General features: G+C 57.5%; 17 protein-coding genes and 1 tRNA gene. 6 read left to right on the forward strand and 12 right to left on the reverse strand.

All coding sequences use genetic code 11. The features are described from left to right. Nucleotides 1-241 precede the first annotated feature (241 nt). Nucleotides 242-1,090: a hypothetical protein gene (locus AC2FD9_RS03600; protein ID WP_496835415.1), complete on the forward strand. Its 849-nt coding sequence runs from the start codon at nt 242-244 to the stop codon at nt 1,088-1,090. Nucleotides 1,091-1,235: 145 nt separating this feature from the next. Here AC2FD9_RS03600 and AC2FD9_RS03605 read toward each other — a convergent pair whose 3' ends face one another. From AC2FD9_RS03605 to recA, 4 genes are all read right to left on the reverse strand, one after another. Next, nucleotides 1,236-1,859: a transglutaminase-like cysteine peptidase gene (locus tag AC2FD9_RS03605; RefSeq protein WP_282168282.1), complete on the reverse strand. Its 624-nt coding sequence runs from the start codon at nt 1,857-1,859 to the stop codon at nt 1,236-1,238. Between the two features lie 366 nt (nt 1,860-2,225). Next, the gene (locus tag AC2FD9_RS03610) at nt 2,226-2,513 is read right to left on the reverse strand and encodes a DUF1330 domain-containing protein (protein ID WP_113790250.1); all 288 of its coding nucleotides are present in this window, start codon (nt 2,511-2,513) and stop codon (nt 2,226-2,228) included. A 1-nt stretch (nt 2,514) separates the two neighbouring features. Further along, nucleotides 2,515-5,184 carry an alanine--tRNA ligase gene (gene alaS, locus AC2FD9_RS03615; protein WP_282168281.1) on the reverse strand — a complete coding sequence of 890 codons (2,670 nt, stop codon included), beginning with the start codon at nt 5,182-5,184 and terminating at the stop codon, nt 2,515-2,517. A 245-nt stretch (nt 5,185-5,429) separates the two neighbouring features. Then, entirely contained in the window at nt 5,430-6,497 is a 1,068-nt protein-coding gene (recA, locus tag AC2FD9_RS03620; RefSeq protein WP_108858591.1) for a recombinase RecA, read from the reverse strand. 192 nt (nt 6,498-6,689) lie between these two features. Between recA and AC2FD9_RS03625 the strand changes: the two genes are divergently transcribed. After that, entirely contained in the window at nt 6,690-7,283 is a 594-nt protein-coding gene (locus tag AC2FD9_RS03625) for a sulfotransferase family 2 domain-containing protein (protein WP_496835418.1), read from the forward strand. Here AC2FD9_RS03625 and AC2FD9_RS03630 read toward each other — a convergent pair whose 3' ends face one another. From AC2FD9_RS03630 to guaB, 3 genes are all read right to left on the reverse strand, one after another. After that, nucleotides 7,284-9,578, reverse strand: a complete 2,295-nt coding sequence (locus tag AC2FD9_RS03630; RefSeq protein WP_496835420.1) for an ATP-binding protein — start codon at nt 9,576-9,578, stop codon at nt 7,284-7,286. 104 nt (nt 9,579-9,682) lie between these two features. After that, nucleotides 9,683-10,840, reverse strand: a complete 1,158-nt coding sequence (locus AC2FD9_RS03635; protein ID WP_496835422.1) for an RsmB/NOP family class I SAM-dependent RNA methyltransferase — start codon at nt 10,838-10,840, stop codon at nt 9,683-9,685. A gap of 83 nt (nt 10,841-10,923) precedes the next feature. After that, nucleotides 10,924-12,372: an IMP dehydrogenase gene (guaB, locus tag AC2FD9_RS03640; protein ID WP_058271691.1), complete on the reverse strand. Its 1,449-nt coding sequence runs from the start codon at nt 12,370-12,372 to the stop codon at nt 10,924-10,926. A gap of 217 nt (nt 12,373-12,589) precedes the next feature. On the opposite strand from guaB, the gene AC2FD9_RS03645 reads away from it, so the two are divergent. Together AC2FD9_RS03645 and AC2FD9_RS03650 are read left to right on the forward strand one after the other, a co-directional pair. Further along, a complete protein-coding gene (locus tag AC2FD9_RS03645; RefSeq protein ID WP_496835424.1) occupies nt 12,590-14,632 on the forward strand; it encodes an ASKHA domain-containing protein in 2,043 nt (680 codons plus the stop codon). Between the two features lie 25 nt (nt 14,633-14,657). Beyond that, entirely contained in the window at nt 14,658-15,515 is an 858-nt protein-coding gene (locus AC2FD9_RS03650; protein WP_496695553.1) for a class I SAM-dependent methyltransferase, read from the forward strand. A gap of 66 nt (nt 15,516-15,581) precedes the next feature. On the opposite strand, the gene AC2FD9_RS03655 is transcribed toward AC2FD9_RS03650, so the two are convergent. From AC2FD9_RS03655 to AC2FD9_RS03670, 4 genes are all read right to left on the reverse strand, one after another. Then, a tRNA-Gly gene (locus tag AC2FD9_RS03655) sits at nt 15,582-15,655 on the reverse strand. Nucleotides 15,656-16,039: 384 nt separating this feature from the next. Next, complete coding sequence (locus AC2FD9_RS03660) at nt 16,040-17,101, reverse strand: methyltetrahydrofolate cobalamin methyltransferase (RefSeq protein ID WP_058277989.1); 1,062 nt, start codon at nt 17,099-17,101, stop codon at nt 16,040-16,042. Nucleotides 17,102-17,110: 9 nt separating this feature from the next. Then, the gene (locus tag AC2FD9_RS03665) at nt 17,111-18,037 is read right to left on the reverse strand and encodes a methylenetetrahydrofolate reductase (protein WP_282118392.1); all 927 of its coding nucleotides are present in this window, start codon (nt 18,035-18,037) and stop codon (nt 17,111-17,113) included. A gap of 26 nt (nt 18,038-18,063) precedes the next feature. Beyond that, nucleotides 18,064-18,360 carry a virulence factor gene (locus AC2FD9_RS03670; RefSeq protein WP_058271696.1) on the reverse strand — a complete coding sequence of 99 codons (297 nt, stop codon included), beginning with the start codon at nt 18,358-18,360 and terminating at the stop codon, nt 18,064-18,066. Between the two features lie 241 nt (nt 18,361-18,601). Here AC2FD9_RS03670 and AC2FD9_RS03675 point away from each other — a divergent pair, with 241 nt between their 5' ends. Together AC2FD9_RS03675 and AC2FD9_RS03680 are read left to right on the forward strand one after the other, a co-directional pair. After that, entirely contained in the window at nt 18,602-19,714 is a 1,113-nt protein-coding gene (locus AC2FD9_RS03675; protein ID WP_109311858.1) for a Ppx/GppA phosphatase family protein, read from the forward strand. Further along, entirely contained in the window at nt 19,714-20,430 is a 717-nt protein-coding gene (locus AC2FD9_RS03680) for an RlmE family RNA methyltransferase (RefSeq protein WP_058271698.1), read from the forward strand. Before AC2FD9_RS03675 ends, AC2FD9_RS03680 begins: the two co-directional genes overlap by 1 nt. A 1-nt stretch (nt 20,431) precedes the next feature. Here AC2FD9_RS03680 and AC2FD9_RS03685 read toward each other — a convergent pair whose 3' ends face one another. Next, nucleotides 20,432-20,620 (reverse strand): hypothetical protein, encoded by a 189-nt coding sequence (locus AC2FD9_RS03685; protein WP_058271699.1) that lies wholly within the window; start codon nt 20,618-20,620, stop codon nt 20,432-20,434. Nucleotides 20,621-20,671 lie beyond the last annotated feature (51 nt).

Genomic DNA, 20,671 nt, shown 5'->3' on the forward strand with positions numbered 1-20,671 from the left:
CCGTCCCTGCGATGGGCTTTTTTGTTGTTTTTCATATAGTTTCACCAATAGGTTGCATACTTCCCCGCTTTTTTTGCAGACACCCGACAAAAAAATGAGGCAAGATACAGCTGTATTTTTGTCAAATCTGTGGCACAATTACTTAATTCAAAGGTGTTGGTAATGAGTTTAAAGGAGTAGCGCTATGCGCGTAAGGTCCCGTTTATATTCGTTTGTATTTTTATCCGCGGCATTCCCATTGATGGCAGTAAGCACAGCTCATGCGGCTGAAGTTTGTAATGTCAAAACTGCCCGGCAATCTGTATCCACCGAAACGCTTTGTAGTTGCAAGGTCGTCGACAAGCGGATGCTGCGTTACATTCAGCGTCGTGCCGATTTTGAGGATATCCTGGCCCGTACGTCTCAGACGTGCCCCTTGTTCGCGGCCATTTTGACCGACATCCCAACGGCGACAGTTCGAACCGATCGAAATGATGACAATGACAACAACTCGGTGAGCCGCAGCGGCGCATCCGCAGGTAACGCCGGTGGCAGTGGCGGCTCGGGCGGTTCAGGTTCGTCGACAAATGGTGGCGAAGGCGACAATGGCGGCGACGGCCGCAGTGGCGGCGGCGGTGGTTCCGACGATGGCGGCGGCGGCGGTGGTTCCGACGATGGCGGCGGCGGCAGCAACGGCGGCGGCAGCAATGGCAGCGGCGGCAGCAATGGCGGCGCGGACTCCGGTAGCGGTAGCGGCGGCGGCGGCAGCAACGGTGGCGGTAACTCCGGCAGCGGTGACGGCAACGGCGGCAGCAACGGCGGCGGAAACTCCAGCAGCGGTGACGGCAACGGCGGCAGCAATGGTGGTGGAAACTCCGACAGCGGCGACGGCAACGGCGGCAGCAATGGCGGTGGAAACTCCAATGATGGCGACGGCAATGGTGGCAGCAATGGCGACGGCAATGACGGCGGTGGCAGTGATGGCAGCGGCGGCGGTGACGGCGGCGGCGGCAACGATGGCAGCGGCGGTGGTGACGGCGGCGGTGGCAGCGATGGCAGCGGCGGCGGTGCCGGTGGCGGCGGCGCCGATGGCAGCGGCGGTACCCTCTGACGCGACCAAATGCAAAGCAGCCTGAATACTTAGGCTATGCCATGAAAAATGCCGAATACGTCTCGACGTTCGGTCTGAAAAACAAAGGGGCGACTATCGTGTCGCCCCTTTTGCGATGCATAATCTGATAGATGAGTTGAAAGCCTTAGCTTCTTCCGTAAACACCGACCCAATTGCTTGGCTTAGTCGGATCCTGCATCCGAAGGAACAAATACCGCGTGGCCGACCATGGTTTTATCCGATTGGTCAAATTGTCCAGCACCAGATCCCCCCGAGCGGAGCGATAGACAAGAACTGCATGTGCGTTCCGGCGCGTATCCAACACCGTCGCGATCAGCAATTTGTTAGGATCAACACCTGCCCTGATCAGATCTCTTTTCTTCAAAAGAGCAAAATCTTCGCAATCCCCGCCGCGCGTTGTCGGCAAAGCCCACCGCTCGGTAGTACGGTATTGCGTCTGATCCGTAACCGCGCGCGTCGTTGCGTTGACCTGACGGTTGATCCGCTCAATGATCTGCATTTCCTGCTGTGACGTCATGCGCACCGACGCCTTACTGGCACATGCCCAAGCATACTGACGGCACAATTGCTGCGCGCCCGAAGGCGGAGGGGACGCCGCGAGGGTTCGGATGAAGCTGCCCTCGCTCGCATCCACTTGGGACCCGGCAAGCGTCGCCCCGCATACCAATACGGCAATCCCCACTGCCCGACCTGAATATGTTTTTAACCGCCCGAGAGCAGCTTGGAGTCCGATATCTTCCGATTTCATGCCTGTACCTCGATCCCTGTTCACTCGACGATTGTCGACAAACGGGACCGCGTGCGATTAGAACCAACTAACGGTATACGGTAGCGCTTGTACAATCTGGGGCGAACGTGAAGGGGAAAAAAGGCGGAAATTCGTCACTCATTAAGACCATTTCGCGCTGGAATTGAGGGCAACGCGCCACAATCTAGGCGGGAAGATACCCGGCAACTCGTGTCAAAATAAAGTAAGATGCTGGAATCACATAGATTTCGTGTGCGTCCAAAATTGCCACAATACCGTTCACTTCACTTGTGAACAGTTCGGCTGAATTCCGCCCATGAATGTATCTGATCGGCGGAAAATCCACCGACCAGACCGGGCTCATTTTCAGTCGGTAACTTCTACAACCACCAGTTCACGCTCACTTGCGCCGCGCGCGTGGTCCAGGGCCTGCTGGTATTCCGGTGAATTATAGCACTCGACCGCGGCCTCGACGGACGGAAACTTGGCGACCACATTGCGCGGACGCTCCTTCCCTTCCAGTTGGACGTAACGTGCAGCGCGGGCAATAAACGCCCCGCCGTGCTTGGCAATCGCAGGCCCTGCGAGCTCCGCGTATTTCGCATATGCATCCGCATCCGTCACGGTGACGTGGGCAATCCAGAGTGCAGCCATCTTATCCTCCCAAAACCTGTTCTGCGGCTTTGATCGCCGCATCTGCGTTCGACGCGTCCTTGCCACCGCCCTGTGCCATGTCGGGGCGTCCACCGCCGCCTTTACCGCCCAGTTCTGCGACAGCCGCACGAACTAGATCAACGGCCGAGACTTTGTCGATCAGATCGGCCGTCACACCGGCGGCCACAGCAGCCTTACCGCCCGCATCCGCGATCAGCAGAACGGCACCAGACCCCAGACGGCTTTTGTGTTCATCAATCAACGCCGGCAAGTCCTTACCCGATACGCCGTTCAGCGCCTGCGCAAGGAAGGCGACCCCGTTCACATTACGCGCTTCGCTGCCACCCTGCCCGGCCCCTCCGGCCATGGCCAGATCGCGGCGCAGCTGCGCCACTTCGTTTTGCAGCGATTTGCGTTCGTCCAACAGCAAAGACAATCGTGTTGGAACCTCGGTAGGTTGCGCCTTAAGAAGTGATGCAGATTCGGCGAGTTTAGAATAGTAGTCTCGCAGCAATAACGTTGCAGATTCACCCGTAATCGCCTCAATTCGTCTTACCCCCGCAGAGGATGCCGCGTCCCCCAAGATGACAAACGACCCAATATCACCAGTCTGGCGAACATGCGTACCGCCACACAGCTCAATCGACCATGTCTCGCCATCCTGACCCTTGCCGGTCGGAGCTTTGCCCATGGACACAACCCGGACTTCGTCGCCGTATTTCTCGCCAAACAGCGCCTGTGCGCCCAATTCGCGCGCATCATCGGGGGTCATGATCCGCGTTTCGACAGTCGAGTTCTGACGGATGAAGTCATTCACATCGCGTTCGACCTTTTGAATCTCATCCCCGCTCAGCGCCTTGGAATGGCTAAAGTCAAAGCGCAACCGGTCGGCCGCGTTCAGCGAGCCGCGCTGTGCAACATGATCGCCCAGCGTTTCACGCAACGCCTCGTGCAGCAGGTGCGTGGCCGAGTGGTTTGCGCGAATTGCCGTGCGCCGCGCGTGGTCGACCTCAAGCTCGACCGCGTCACCTTTGGACAAAGCGCCCTGATCAACGGTCACTTTGTGGGCATAGATTTTGCCATCGGCGAATTTTCTGGTGTCTTCGACCCGCGCCATGTCATCGCGTTCTTCAAGACGACGGATTTCGCCAGTATCACCGATCTGACCGCCAGCTTCGCCATAAAACGGCGTCTGGTTGACAATCACCCAACCGGATCCGCCCTTTTCAATTGTGTCGACCAATGCACCATCGACCACCAAAGCGGCAATCTGCCCTTCGGCCTTTTCCGTGTCATAGCCCAGAAAATCCGTAGCTCCGGCAGTATCCAGCACATCAAACCACACTGCCTGATCTGCAGCCTCACCCGAACCGGCCCATGCCGCACGGGCCTTGGCTTTTTGTTCGGCCATGGCCGCGTCGAATCCGTCCGTGTCCACGGAGCGACCCTTTTCGCGCAGGGCATCCTGCGTCAGGTCCAGTGGGAATCCATACGTGTCGTACAATTTGAATGCCGCATCACCCGGAAGCGCCGCGCCCTCGGGCAAGCCTGCAACTTCATCATCCAGGAGTTTCAGACCACGATCGAGGGTTTGCTTAAACCGCGTTTCCTCCAACAGCAGCGTCTCTTCGATCAACGGCTGCGCCTGTCCCAACTCGGTGTATTGCGCTCCCATCAGCTGCACCAGACTTGGCACCAGCTGATACATAACCGGATCTTTCGCCCCCAGAAGATGCGCATGACGCATAGCACGACGCATGATCCGGCGCAGCACATAGCCACGCCCGTCATTGGACGGCATCACGCCATCAGCGATCAGGAAGGATGTCGCGCGCAGGTGGTCCGCAATTACCCGGTGGTGCACATTCTGGTCGCCATAGGGGTCAACCCCGGTGGCATGAGCAGACGCTTCGATCAATGTCTTGAACAGGTCGGTGTCATAGTTGTCATGGCTGCCCTGCAACAGCGCGCCAATCCGTTCCAGCCCCATGCCGGTGTCGATCGACTGCATGTCGAGTTCGACCATCGAGCCGTCCTCGAATTGCTCGTTCTGCATGAAAACGATGTTCCAGATTTCAATGAACCGGTCGCCGTCTTCGTCGGGCGATCCCGGAGGACCACCCCAGATGTGATCGCCATGGTCGTAGAAAATCTCGGTACACGGTCCACACGGACCAGTCGGACCCATCTGCCAGAAATTGTCGCTAGTGGCGATGCGGATAATCCGGTCTTCGGGAACGCCGACCTTTTTCCAGATCTCGAACGCCTCGTCATCCGTGTGATACACCGTTGCCAACAGGCGGTTCTTGTCGATGCCGAATTCCTTGGTGATCAACTCCCACGCAAACGGAATCGCCTCGTGTTTGAAGTAATTGCCGAAGGAAAAGTTGCCCAGCATTTCAAAGAAGGTGTGGTGCCGCGCGGTATAACCAACGTTATCGAGGTCATTGTGCTTACCGCCGGCGCGCACGCATTTCTGTGCCGTCGTGGCGCGCTGATAATCACGGGTTTCAACACCGGTAAACAGGTTCTTGAACTGCACCATGCCCGAGTTCACGAACATCAATGTCGGGTCATTGCGCGGAACCAGCGGGCTGGACGCGACAATTTCATGCCCCTGTTTGGCAAAATAATTCAGAAAGGTTGAGCGGATATCATTCAGCGTGGGCATATGGCTCTCTCGGCGCGCAATCTCAGTGTTCTAAAATGGTTTATCCCCGTCCCAAAGGATAGTCCACAAAGATAAACCGGCCTTATTTTTGAAGGGCTAGAAAACCCGTCAACAAGATCCGTACACACCAATAGTACAAGGTCACCGTATGCAGAACGAGTTAAGGCGGCCACGCGGACCGCCTAGTTTCGAGTATTCTCAATTCTTGCAAAACCGGGGGATTTTTGCGGCCCCCAATTGGGCTGTTACGCCTCGAGGATGTCATCTTCCTCGGCAGAACCGGGTGGCATGTCGAACTCCAGGCCGTGCGCGGCCCGAATCTTGTCTTCGATATCCAGCGCAATGCGGCTGTTGTCGCGCAGGTATTGCTTGGCATTCTCACGCCCCTGCCCGATCCGTTCGTCGCCATAGCTGAACCACGAGCCCGATTTCTCGACCACTCCAGCCTTGACGCCGAGATCCAGCAACTCACCCATCTTGCTGATGCCTTCGCCATACATGATGTCGAATTCCACTTGCTTGAAGGGCGGCGCCACCTTGTTCTTGACCACCTTGACGCGCGTCTGGTTGCCGACAACCTCATCACGATCTTTGATCGCGCCGATGCGGCGAATATCCAAACGAACCGAGCTGTAGAATTTAAGCGCGTTACCACCAGTCGTGGTTTCGGGGCTGCCGAACATAACGCCGATTTTCATGCGGATCTGGTTGATAAAGATCACCATGCAATTCGAGCGGCTGATTGAGCCTGTCAGTTTACGCATCGCCTGGCTCATCAATCGGGCCTGCACGCCAACACTGCTGTCGCCCATGTCGCCTTCGAGTTCCGATTTCGGCGTCAAAGCCGCAACTGAGTCGACGACAACCATATTCACAGCGCCCGAACGCACCAGCGTATCGGTGATCTCAAGCGCTTGTTCACCGGTGTCAGGCTGCGAGATCAACAGTTCATCAAGATCGACGCCCAGCTTACGGGCATATTGTGGGTCCAGCGCGTGTTCGGCATCCACGAATGCGCACACACCGCCACGTTTTTGCTGTTCTGCAATGCAATGCAGCGTCAGCGTGGTCTTGCCCGAGCTTTCCGGGCCATAAATCTCAACAATCCGACCCATCGGCAGACCACCAATACCCAGCGCGATATCCAGGCCCAAAGACCCGGTCGAGCTTGCATCGATGTCCTGCTTGGCATCCTCGCCCAGCTTCATGATCGAGCCTTTGCCGAACTGCCGTTCGATTTGCGCCAGCGCGCTATCAAGCGCCTTTTGCTTGTCTGCGTTTTTCTTGTCGCTCATTGTCAGAAGATCCGCCATTGTCCTGTCGCCTTCTCTTTTGTCACACCCATGATCGGGCGGCAATCACTGCTTTGTTCGCCTCTTGTTCCTTATGGGACCAAAAAGAGAACATTTCAACTAAAACTTACAATACTTACTGTTCAGCAATTGTGTTAAAGAGTCGTTTACGCCAATCTGCGACTACTAAATTAGGCGGCGAAGGGCGAATAAATGCTTGTTTTCTATAAGGAACGCCTTGCGTTTCTGGCAGTTCCAAAAACAGGCAGCACAGCCTATCACACTGCCCTGAGCGCGCGGGCCGACTTTGTCGTCACCGGCCCGCCCGAATTGAAACATGCGCCTGTTCGCCGTTATGACAGGTTTTTTCAAAACATTTTTCGCAAAATGTATGACACCGAAATGGAAATCATGGCCGTCGTGCGCGAACCTATCGACTGGCTCGGCAGTTGGTACAAATACCGCAGCCGGGACGACCGCATTGGGCACCCGCATTCAACCCGCGACCTGAGCTTTGATGATTTTGTTCAGGGTTACATGCAAAACCCCCGCCCGGAATTCGCAGATGTCGGCAGTCAGAGCCAGTTTTTCCGCACCCGAAACAACGGTTTCGGTGCGACGCATGTTTTTAAATACGAAAATCAAGATAAGATACTGAACTTTCTTCAGGACCGGTTGAACATGGAAATCACCCTGCAGCGCGAGAATGTCTCACCAAAGCGCGACCTATTCTTGTCGCCGGAAACGGAAAAGAAGTTCCGCAAGCACCACGCCGAGGAGTTTTCCTGCCACGACGCGGCGCGTTAGTCAGTTCAGTTGGTTAAACACAGCCTCGGTCAACTGCGTCAAAGAGAATGGCTTGGGCAAAAAGGTGGAATTCGCAATCTCAGGGCCTGAATCGCCAAAGGCGCCTTCGGTATAGCCAGACATAAAGATCACCCGCACATCCGAGCGGGTCTCCATCGCTTTGCGCACCCAGGTTGGCCCATCCATGCCGGGCATAACTACGTCTGTCACGAAAGCATCCACATGCACCGACCCATCCTCCAGCAGGTGCAGCGCCTCTTCGGCGGACCCGGATTCGAGCACGGTGTAGCCCTTCAATCGCAATGCACGCGTGGCAAAGGCCCGGACCGGGGCCTCATCCTCGACCAGAAGAACCACGCCTTCACCCTGCCGGGACGTCGGGTTTTCCGGAAGGCTGGCGATATCCTGCTTGATTTTCTGCGGTGTGGTTGAAACCGGCAGATACACGGTAAATTCGGTTCCCTTGCCCTGAATGCTATCGACAAAGATGAACCCTCCGGTCTGCTTGACGATGCCGTAGACCGTCGACAATCCAAGTCCAGTCCCCTCACCGGTGCGCTTGGTGGTATAGAATGGCTCGAAAACTTTTTGCAGCTTGTCTGTTGGGATGCCCGTGCCACTGTCGATCACTTTAACGGTGACGTATTCGCCGGGTTGTACCGTTGCCCGGTCCCGCTGGAGCGGTTCGGTCAGAGACACAACTTCGGTCTCGATACGTACCTCGCCACCTTCAGGCATCGCGTCCCGTGCGTTCACGACCAGGTTCATAAAGACCTGTTCGAGCTGCCTTTTGTCTGCGCGCACAGGCTTAAGCACGGGATCATGGCTTAACGTCAAACGAACCTTTTCGCTGACCAAGCGGTTCAAAAGATGGATCAGATCAGAGATCGTATCCCGGAGGTCCAAAACCTCGGGCTGCAGGGTCTGCTGTCGCGAGAATGCGAGAAGTTGACTGACCAACGCCGCGGCCCGGTTTGCGTTCTGGTTGATCTGAACCAGGTCACCATAGTTCGGATCATTCTGATCATGCCGCAGCAGCAATAGATCGCAATGCCCAGAAATCGCAGTCAGAAGATTGTTAAAATCATGCGCCACGCCGCCCGCCAATTGCCCGACGGCCTGCATCTTTTGCCCCTGCACGAACTGAGCTTCCAGTGTCTTCAACTCGGTCGCATCATTCACGACAGCGATCAGACAAATCTGTCCCTTGCACGTCACTCGGTTCAGCGTGACCTGCACGAAAACCTCTTTATCCTGTCGTGACAGGCGCAGAAATTCCGACCGGGGAACGGCATTCTCTTCGGTCGCGATGCGGGTCAACCAATCCAGAATGGGATAGCCCAGCCCGTGCATGATTTCGGCCACGTTCGACTTGCCCGGCTGGATCTCTCCGATCAGCTTAATCGCCATCCGGTTCGCATCCAAAATTTCGCCTTCGGGGGACAAACACATCACCGGCACGGGCAGTTCAGCGAATGGGGCATCGCCACCGGATGGGCCCGCAGATTTCATCGGCAACAAAAGCAGATCACGCACAGTGCCTGAGCGAGACAGCTCGGACACGGTCACAGGCACTTGCCCGTCCGAAGTTTCCGCCAGCGAGATTTCACCCGGTTGCGGGATGTCATTGGGAAATATCTTACCCATAACGTCGGGCCTGTGACCGATCATGGCCTCTGCCATTCCGTTCACACGCAGAATTGCCCCGTTGCGACCCTCTGTCAGCACTGGGACAGGGGCGTCATCCCATTGCCCGTCTTCATCCAGATGGAACCGCCAGCAGAATACATCCTGCCCCACGCTGAACACCGAGATCGGGATTGTCGAACCAACGGTCACGATATCTTCGCGGGCGCGTTCGTGGATTTCCGCGATAGATTGCAGGCGCAGCAGGATCGCTGCGGGATTAGCGAATCTGGATTTCAGGCAATGCTGTAATCGCGCACCCGGAAAAGCACTTATCTGCGCCCTTGCTCGTGTGTTCGCGCTCAGAATATCGCCATTTGCGTTGGCGATCACTGTCGGACACAAGTCCTGTTCAGTGAATACAGCCATCACTTCTGCCGAACTACGCGCCGTCCGGTCGGCCGTAAACCCCCGAAAAACAACCAGAAGACCTGCGGACAACAATGACACACCAGCAACAACAAGACCCGTATTCCAAGCGGTAGGCAAAACGTCTGTCACCGGTGTTAAACTCAGCAATGCGCCCAAAACAACGAGTGGCACAAGGCGCGAGAAGGCCGGTGTTTTTCGCGAGGTCGGCTCAGAAAAGATCTCTGCAATGTCGGACATTAACAACTCAGGTCAAAAGGCTTTGTCACACTCAGCCCGAATTTGGTTAACGCCCCCTTAAGGACAGCGGAAACTTCTACCTAAGGTTGTTATTCAATGACGCGCTATCGCGTCAAGTGCGACGTAAAGAACCCGTCTGCACCGTGTGTCACAAGCCACGACTTTCGCAGCGTTTCGGTCCAATCAGGATTCAGTTTCAGAAATCCGTCGACAATTTCGCCGTTTTCATCATCCAACATGGAACAGGTCGCATAGGCCAGAATTCCACCCGGTCCAACCAGTTGAGCGGCGGAATTCAGGATGTCGGACTGAAGTACATTCAGCGCGTTCAACCCCTCTTCGGACAGCGCCCACTTGCCTGCCGGGGCACGCCGCCACGAACCGCTGCCCGAGCATGGCGCATCCGTCAGGACAATATCGAACGGAGCCTGACGGGCCACATCTTCCGGCTGCAGGCAGGTTACACCCACACCAGCCCGTTTTGCCCGCGTCGGCAGATCGCGCATGCGCCCTGCGTTCACATCATGCGCAAAGACCTCGACACCCGAATGGGCCGCCAGAGCCAGCGACTTGCCGCCACCGCCTGCGCAATAATCCAGAACACGCAGACCTGGCTGGAGATCGAGCGCTGCAACGACGGCTTGGCTGGCTGCGTCCTGCAATTCAACCAGACCTTCGGAATAGGCGCGGCTTTGGGCAACTTTTCGGGCCCCTTCAGTGACCTCTAGGGCGGTTTCACACGCCGGATGGTGCTGCGCGCTGATTCCGTCAGCACTCAAAGCAGCATCCGCACCAGCCCGATCGGTTTTGGCAAGGTTAGCCCGCAAATGAACAGGTGCACGGGTTTGCAATACCTGTGCCGCCGCCTCTGCTTGATCCCCTAGCGAGGTTTGAAAACGCGGCCAGAGCCATTCGGGGATGTCGCACCGCTCGGCACCCGAGCCGAACGCGCGCGGCGCATCGGCGGCGGTTAACGGCTCCGGCGTATATCGTTCGCCTGTAAACAGCGTCTCTGGATCACCGCCGTTTGACCGGATCGAACCGATCATCAGCCCGCGCCCGGTTTCTGCCCCGCCCAAGGCCGAGAACGACCGTTTGCAACGCAACGCTTCGAACACGTGATCGCGCACGGCGGCACGGTCTTTCGAGCCCGCAAACCGGCTTCGGCGCGCCCACCCCGTCAAAGCCTTTTCAACCGGAGCCCCTGCGAGGATATCATCAAGGATTTCAATCGAAGCCTGAACGCGCGCTGCTGGGGTCATAGGATACTTCCGATTTCTTTGCTAAGCCCAAAAAACGCAAAACGGCGCCCGCGTTGGGGCGCCGTGCTGCAAACTCTGTTGCGTCACATTACCCGGTAGTTCGGGCTTTCACGCGTGATCTGAACGTCATGCACATGGCTTTCTTTCAGGCCAGCGCCGGTGATTTTGACGAAGTTACAGTTCTTGCGCATTTCTTCGACCGTGGCACAGCCGGTATAGCCCATCGCTGCGCGCAGGCCGCCAACCAGCTGGTGAACCACCGCACTGGCCGATCCCTTGTAGGGCACCTGCCCTTCGATCCCTTCGGGAACCAGCTTGTCGCTGGCTGCGTCTTTCTGGAAATAGCGATCCGCCGACCCGCGTGCCATGGCGCCAAGGCTGCCCATTCCGCGATAAGATTTGAACGAACGGCCCTGGTACAGGATCACCTCACCCGGGCTTTCATCCGTTCCCGCGATCATCGAGCCAACCATTGCACAGGACGCGCCTGCCGCAATGGCCTTGGCGAAATCGCCTGAGAATTTGATGCCACCATCAGCGATTACGGGAACATCCCCGGCAGCCGTCGCGCAGTCCATGATCGCCGTCAGTTGGGGTACGCCGACGCCTGCCACCATTCGGGTTGTGCAGATGGAGCCCGGCCCGATGCCAACCTTGATTGCATCCGCTCCGGCATCGATCAGCGCCTTGGTGGCCTCGCTCGTCGCTACATTGCCCGCAATGATCTGGACCTCGTTCGAGAGTGTCTTGACCCGCCGCACCGCGTCCAGAACGCCCTGCGAATGCCCATGAGCAGTGTCGACCACGATGATATCAACGCCCGAATCCACCAACTGCTCGGACCGTTCGAAACCAGAATCACCAACAGAAGTCGCCGCAGCGACTCGCAGGCGTCCCAGCCGGTCCTTACAGGCGGTCGGGTTCAGCACGGCTTGCTCGGTATCTTTCAGGGTCAGCAGGCCTGTCAGCTTGCCCTCACCATCGACCACCAGCAGTTTTTCGATCCGGCGGGCTTTCATAAGGCTCTTGGCCTCCTCCAGATCTGCAGGTTCCTGCAGCATCGCCAGATTGTCCGAAGTCATCATCACGTGAACTGGCGTCTCGTCCGAGGTCGCAAAGCGCATGTCGCGATTGGTCAGGATACCCACGACACGACCGCTTTCATCGACGACCGGAAAGCCGGTAAAGTTATAGCGCTGCACCAGCGCCTTCGCGTCCGCCAGCGTCTGGTTCACGCTCAGCGTGACCGGGTTGTACACGATGCCCGACTCAAACCGCTTCACGCGACGAATTTCTCGGGCTTGCTCTTCGACAGTCAGGTTCTTGTGAACAACGCCGATACCGCCTGCCTGCGCCATTGCGATGGCCATGCGCGCCTCGGTCACCGTGTCCATAGCCGAGCTGAGCAGCGGGATGTTCATCGTAATTTCACGCGTCACACGCGTGGCCGTATCCGCCGTCGCCGGCAGCACCGACGAGGACGCCGGAACCAATAAAACATCGTCAAAGGTAAGTGCCTCACGAATCTGCATCTGTTAACCCCATGCAAAAGCCCGTTTGGCGGTGACCCTATTACATGGATTTAACCTAAGGAAAAGCCCCTGACCTAAACTAGTTTCCCTTCGCTGTCCGATACTGCGGCAAAAAACGACGCAAGACGTTCAAAACGTGCCGCTGAATGGCCTTTCCCTTTGCGCACAAACCCATATCTTGCCGGGCATACGTGCGAATACAAAAGGCAGGCCAAAAATGACCACCGACCCCCTTGTTGTCTTTACTCCGTCAGGCAAACGCGGGCATTTCCCCGTGGGTACCCCGGTTCTGACTGCTGCACGGCAGTTGGGTGTGGATCTGGATTCGGTCTGCGGCGGCCGTGGGATTTGTTCGAAATGTCAGATCACACCCAGCTATGGCGAGTTTCCTAAACACGGCGTAACAGCATCCGAGAACGCGCTGAGCGAATGGAACGCGGTCGAACAGCGTTACGATGACAAACGCGGTTTGAAATCGGGCCGTCGCCTGGGCTGTCAGGCGACAGTTCAGGGAGACATCGTGATCGATGTCCCACCCGAAAGCCAGGTCCACCGTCAGGTTGTTCGCAAGGCCGCCACCGCGCGGGCCATTACGATGGACCCGGCAACCCGGCTGTATTTCGTAGTGGTAGAAGAGCCCGACATGCACTCGCCAACAGGCGATCTGGAACGGCTGGAACGCGCGCTGCGCGAGCAGTGGAACATTGACGCCATCACCGCCGATCTTTCGCTGATGTCCAAGCTGCAGCCCGTCCTGCGCAAGGGCAAATGGGAGGTCACTGTTGCCCTCCAAAAAGGCCACAAGGATGAAGCGGCGCGCGTGGTCGAAATCTGGCCCGGATTGCATGAACATGGGCTTTATGGTCTGGCCATCGACCTCGGCTCGACCACAATTGCGGCGCACCTGACCGATCTGGAGACCGGCGAGGTCAAAGCGTCCTCGGGCCTGATGAACCCGCAGATCCGCTTTGGCGAAGACCTTATGAGCCGCGTTTCATACTCGATGATGAACCCCGGCGGTGATCAGGAGATGACCAAAGCCGTACGAGAGGCGATCAACGATTTGACCACCTCAATTTCTGAGGAAGCCGGGATTAGTTCCGAGCTGATCGTGGAAACGGTTTTCGTCTGTAACCCGGTGATGCACCATCTGCTGCTGGGTCTGGACCCGGTTGAGTTGGGTCAGGCCCCCTTTGCCTTGGCAACCTCGGAAAGCATGTCCCTGCCTGCGCGTGAGATGGACCTGACAAATATGAACCCGCGCGCGCAGGTCTACATCTTGCCGTGCATTGCGGGCCACGTCGGCGCCGACTGCGCCGCGGTGGCACTGTCGGAGGAACCGGGAAAGTCCGAAGACCTTGTGCTTATCGTGGACGTGGGCACCAACGCTGAAATCCTGCTGGGCAATACCAGCCGAGTCTTGGCGTGTTCCTCACCCACCGGCCCGGCATTCGAAGGCGCGCAGATCAGTTCCGGCCAGCGTGCCGCCCCCGGGGCGATTGAGCGCATCGAAATCGACCCTGTCACCAAGGAACCGCGCTTTCGCGTGATCGGGTCCGAAAAATGGTCCGACGAGGAAGGCTTTGATCAAGAGATTGCCACAAGCGGCATTACCGGCATCTGTGGCTCGGGCATTATCGAAGCGGTCGCCGAAATGCGCGTCGCCGGATTGCTGGACGAAAGCGGCTTGATCGGGTCTGCAGACCAGACCGGCACGCCTCGTTGTGTACCCGAAGGTCGCACCCACGCCTATCTGATCCACGACGCCAGCGCCGAAGGCGGTCCGCGCATCACGGTCACGCAGGGCGATATCCGCGCCATCCAGCTGGCCAAATCCGCGCTCTATGCCGGTGCACGCCTGTTGATGGATGAAATGAACGTCGACACGGTGGATCGCGTTGTGCTGGCCGGGGCGTTCGGCGCGCATATTTCGACCAAGCACGCGATGGTTCTGGGTATGATCCCCGATGCGCCCTTGAACAAAGTCTCAAGTGCAGGCAACGCGGCTGGCACCGGTGCGCGGATTGCCTTGTGCAACATTGGTGCCCGGTCCGAGATTGAGCGTGTCGTGCGTGAGATCACCAAGGTCGAAACGGCCATTGAGCCGAAATTTCAGGACCATTTCGTTGCTGCCAATGCCATCCCGCACAAGACGGATCCGTTCCCGGAATTGTCGCAAGTGGTCACTCTGCCCTCGCCCTCCTTCAATGCCGGTGGTGGAGAAGAAGGCTCTGGTCGCAGACGGCGCAGGCGGTCATAGTCACCCCTGACATAAGGGAGGCGACATGCAGATCGCAAACGAGGAACAGGCGGAATATTGGGGGAAATCCCCGTCTGGAGCAAAATGGCTGACCTATGAGGACCAGCTGGATCAACTGATGGCCCCGGTCCTTGATCTGGTGCTGGAACGTGCCGGATTAAAACCCGGCATGCGTGTTCTGGATATCGGCTGTGGTACGGGTGCAAGCGCGATCGCCGCCGCACATTCCGTGGGGCCAGAAGGCCACGTTCTGGCTGCAGATGTCTCGCAGCCATTTCTGGACCGCGCATCGGCACGGGCATCCGATGCCGGATCGCAAAACATCACCTTCCAGTTCGCCGACGCCCAGACCTACGCCTTTGAAGCAGCGGACCGAGACACCATGATCTCGCGATTTGGGGTCATGTTTTTTGAGGATACGGTTGCCGCCTTTACCAACATGACCCGCGCGCTAAAGCCCGGCGGCACGATGACCTTTGCCGCCTGGGGGCCATTGCCCGGAAACCCATGGTTCAGAATGCCCCATATCGCGGCCTCGGAACGGCTGGGCACGCCGCCCAAGGTCGACCGGAATGCACCGGGCCCCTTGGCGTTTCATGATCGTGAGCGTGTTACCGGGTTGCTGGAAAAGGCAGGTCTAAGCAATATTCGTGCCGATTCTGTTAACCTTATGTTGGACTTTCAAGGCTCTTTGCTGGATTGCGCCGCCTTGTGTACCCGTGTTGGCCCCGCCGCCCGTGTTATTACCCATTTCGACGGTAAACCCGAAGACGTGACTGCGATCCAACACGCCGTCGCCGAAGCGTTTCACCCCTTTGCCAAAAATGGTGCGGTGCACATCCCGGCTGATATCAACCTATTTCAGGCGCGTCGCCCGGAGTAAATGACCACAGACGTAACCACGCCCAAAGCGCTGATTTCTAAGCTTTTCCGATGGCAAACTGAGTTCTGGAGCGGGTAGCGGGAATCGAACCCGCGCGTTCAGCTTGGGAAGCTGACAGGCTACCATTACATCATACCCGCCGCGTTTTTCACCGATATCACCAGAGGCTTATCGACTTCAAGAACCCATCATCGGAAAAGCGGCATCGCCTTGTTCCGTCCTGACACACCCCAACCTTCGAACAGGACAACGCACCTGGCTCCGTGAAATAGAAAAATCTTCTGCCTCAACGCCAGTTGCGCTTGCAGATCGACCAGCTCCTCGAAATTTTCTTTTTTCCCAAACGCTTGCTTAAGTCAGCGTCTGCCTGTGTTGGGCGATGATGTTGGCTCATCTTCGTACGTGACGACTATCGCGATATCGCCACTAATCTAGCGATCTTGTCAGGTTCCGGCGGCGATCAGCACCAATACGAAAAAAGGCCGGACACATGGTCCGGCCTTTTTTCTCTAGAAGTGATTGGATCATGCGCGACGACGACGCCCGCCACCACGACGGCCACCAACAGCGCCCGCTGCGCCGGCCTCTTCCGGGGATTTGTTGAACCGGATCCACTCACCACCATGCGGGTCATTATTGGTCAGCAGGTTGGCGGCACGGATGGCTTCCATTTCCTTACCGGCACGCGGTTTGGTCGAACCCAGACCGAACAGCTGACAGAAGGTTTCGTCATCCATGTCCGCAGGCAAAATGATCCCCTTGGCTTCGACCTCGGCCTTTTTCTCGGCCAGCTTTTTGGGACCCACAGGCAGCGCCACCGGGTTCATGATTGCCGACGTCATGCCTGCGCCCATTGCCATCGGCAGGAACGCATTGTTGATCCCGTGGCGGTTTGGCAGACCAAAGGACACGTTCGAAGCACCGCAAGTGGTGTTTACGCCCAGTTCTTCGCGCAGGCGACGGACCAGCGCAAAAACCTGCTGCCCAGCGGTCGCCATTGCACCGATGGGCATCACCAGCGGGTCAACGACGATGTCATGCGCCGGGATACCGAAATCGGCGGCCCGCTCAACAATCTTCTTGGCCACTTCGAAGCGCACATCGGGATCTTCGGAAATACCGGTGTCATCGTTCGAGATCGCAACAACCGGCACGTTGTATTTTTTGACCAGCGGCAGAACCAGTTCCAGACGATCTTCTTCGCCGGTGACCGAGTTCAGCAACGGACGGCCCTCAGCAGCTTCAAGACCAGCTTCCAGAGCGCCGGGAACGGACGAGTCGACACAAAGCGGCACGTCAACCAGACCCTGCACCAGCTCGACGATCTTGCGCATCAGTGGTGGTTCGGTCTCGTTCGGGTTGGGGTTCGAGTTGTAGACAACTCCTGCGTTGATATCCAGAACGGTTGCGCCTGCAGCAACCTGCGCCAGCGCGTCTTTCTCGACAGTCGAGAAATCGCCGGCTTCCAGCTCGGCCGCCAGTTTCTTACGGCCCGTCGGATTGATCCGCTCACCGATCACGCAGAACGGTTCGTCAAAGCCCAGAACAGCAGTTTTTGTTTTTGATTCTACGACTGTACGCGTCATGTCCGTTCCTTAGGAGTTTGCAGGCTTTGCCGAAGCGCCGCCGTTATTGATGGCCCAGTTGGCGTTGGTCTTGATGCCGCCAAGCGGGAAGAAGTGTACGTTGGTGATGTTGAAATCCGGGTTGGCCGCCTTGTGGTTGGCCAGCTCAGTCACAACATCGGTCGGCTCATAAGGCAGCAACAGCTTGGAGACATCCATGGCGCGCTTCTGCAGAACTTTCAGCGATGGGCCAACGCCGCATGCAATAGCGAATTTGATCAGGGTCTGCAGCTTTGCCGGACCTGCGATACCGATGTGGATCGGCAAGTCGATACCCGCTTCTTTCAGGCTGTCGGCCCATGCGATGATCGGCTTGGCGTCAAAGGCAAACTGGGTTGCCAGCGCCATTTCGGCATCGGTAGTTTCGTTGAATTTCTGCTTCCAACGCAGCGCGTCGTCAACATTTTTAGTCGAGCCATCCGGGTCAATGTCTTTGTTGCCCTCGGGATGGCCCGCGACGTGCAGACGCTTAAAGCCCGCCTTGTCGAACAGACCGGTTTCCAGCAGCTGCATCGAGCTGTCGAAATCACCATGCGGAGTCGTGACACCACCGGCTAGCAGCAGCGCCTGATCAACGCCTGCCTCGCCCTGATACATCGAGATCCAGTTTTCCAAAGTCGCCGCATCCTTGATGATCCGCGCCGGGAAGTGCGGCATCACTGGATAGCCTTCGTCGGCGATCCGCTTGGCGGTTTTGACCATATCCTCGATGGGCGTGCCTTCGATATGAGCAATGTAAACGCGGGTGCCTTCTGGCAGCAGCGCGCGGAAATCTTCGACCTTTTCGGCGGTGCGCGGCATCACCTCGATCGAATAGCCTTGCAAAAAGGCTTCGACGGTCGGGTTTACAGGGCCGTTTTCGACCGCATCACGTTTCTTGAAGTTCAGCAAAGCCATTGCGGCCTCCCATAGATGTCTCGGGCTCATGCCCAACCGTCATTGGCGATCAGGGCTTTGATGCGGTCCTGATCGTATTCTGTTTCCAAACGCGTGGCTTCGGCCTCGGCAATCTCGGACGGGTCGCCGTCGACTGCAAAGGGGGCCGCCTTGCGCCACTCGGCCAGATAGGCATCGCTATCCTTGGCGTTCACCTTCATGGCCGCGCGGTCGATGGCTTGTTCGAACCGTTCCTCCAATTGCCGCTTTGCGCCACGACGGCCTTTGCCGACGATGACTTGGGCGGGAATATCGCGCCAGTAAACAATGGTGACGTCAGGCATTGCGTTTGATTCCTCCTAACCAGATGGACCGGTTCTAAACGTCTATGTGGGGGCAAGTCGGTCGATTTTCGACACACGGCGCATTTCCAGCGACGTTTTTGCCCGTGATGGGATACCGGGGTTGTAACGAAGACTGAACCAAACGCGCATATCAAAATTCTCATCACTTTAATGAGCGTCTTGCACGACGCAATCGCCCGACCTATGGTCGGGGTAACTCGAAAATCGGAGGGCGTTTAATATGGCGCCCAAGCGTCCCAAAGGTGCGGGCGCGTTCCCGAAGGCGGTCGAAAGCCCCGCGCCGGCAAGACCCGATCCAGATGCGTTGTATGCGGCGCTGGATTTGGGAACCAATAGTTGCCGCATGTTGATAGCCCAGCCCAAGGGCAGCGGCTTCCATGTGGTCGACAGCTTTTCCAAATCCGTGCAGTTGGGCGCGGGTTTGGAACGAACCGGACGGTTGTCTCGGTCCTCCATGGCGCGCACCATTCAGGCGCTGCGCATCTGTCAGCAAAAGCTGAAACGCAACAAGGTCAGACGCATGCGTCTGGTCGCGACCGAGGCGTGCAGGCGTGCCAAAAACTCACGCGAATTTATCCGGCAGGTAAAACGCGAAACCGGACTGACGCTTGAGATCATCCAACCCGAGGAAGAGGCGCGCTTGGCCGTGATCTCCTGCGCGCCGCTGGTGTCCACCAAGACCGACCAATTGCTGGTCGTGGATATTGGTGGCGGATCAACAGAACTGGTGTGGATCGACATCTCATCGGTGCCGCGCCGGGACCGTCCAGCGGCGATCATGCGGTTGCATCACGGGTTTCACACCACAGATAGCCCCTTCCCCGCGGCAAAAGTCGTCGACTGGATCAGCGTTCCTCTGGGTGTTGCAACGCTGCGCGACCAGTTCAACGACGTCGAAGACGACTCCGCCCGTTTTGCCTTGATGAGCTGGTTTTTCGAAGAGAACCTTGCCGATTTCGCGCCTTACAAGGACGAACAGGCACGCTTGGGGTTCCAGATCGTCGGCACCAGCGGCACGGTTACAACCGTTGCAGCCTCACACCTTGGGCTCAAGCGCTATGACCGGACCAAGGTCGATGGTTTGCGCATGACAAGCGATCAGATTGACAAAGTCATACGAGGGTATCTAGAACTCGGCCCTCAGGGTCGCCGACGTGATCCCCGGATTGGGGATGACCGGCAGGCGCTGATCATGTCCGGCTCGGCCATTTTGCAGGCGCTGTTAAGATGCTGGCCCACCGACCGCCTTTCCGTGGCGGACCGGGGGCTGCGCGAAGGCCTGCTTTATGCGCAGATGAGCGCGGACGGCGTACTGGAAGACGGACCGTTCTGATGGCGAAGACACCAAGTGGCAAAAACAACTCGGGGCGCGGGCAGCGTGACCTGAAGGTCAAGGTAAAGACTGCACGCGGGCGTAAGCTCAGCTCGACCCGTTGGCTCGAGCGGCAGCTGAACGACCCCTATGTGAAACGTGCGCAGGTCGAAGGGTACCGTGGGCGCGCAGCGTTTAAGATATTGGAGCTGGACGAAAAGTACCGGTTCCTCGTGCCGGGTGCACGTGTCGTCGACCTGGGCTGTGCGCCGGGTGGATGGTTGCAAGTCGCGGTCAAACGAGTGAACGCGCTGGGCGAACGTTCCGGCAAGCGGATCGGCACAGTTCTGGGTGTCGACCTGCAAGAGGTCGAACCGGTCGCAGGTGCCGAGGCACATGTGCTGGACTTCATGGAAGACGATGCCGACGACAAAGTCAAAGAGTGGCTGGGCGGCAAGGCTGACGTGGTGATGTCCGACATGGCCGCGTCGTCATCTGGGCACAAACAAACCGACCACATGCGCATCATGGCTCTGTGCGAAACGGCGGCCTATTTCGCCTTTGACGTACTGGAAGAAGGCGGCACGTTTGTTGCCAAGGTTCTGGCCGGTGGCGCCGAAGGCGATCTGCAAAAGCTGCTGAAGCAGAAATTCGACAAAGTTGCGAATGTGAAACCACCCGCGTCGCGTTCGGACAGTTCCGAGAAGTTCGTTGTCGCAACCGGGTTCCGGGGCTAGATCAGTCGTCCAGCGAAATCCGATCCTCTGTCAGCACCTGTTCGCGCAGTGAAGCGGCGGCAATACCTTGTATCAACAACGCTTGGCCGTGATTGATGTATTCCGGTGGTCGGGCCCGCAATTCCTCGATCCGTTGCGACAAAGCCAGTGGCTTTTTGAGCTTGGACGTGTGGACCGGTTTGAGAAACATGTGTCACCTATAAGCTGGGGCAATTCTTGCCTCAGCTTGATCGGTAACTGT

The sequence above is a fragment of the Ruegeria sp. YTSC230 genome (assembly GCF_059609665.1).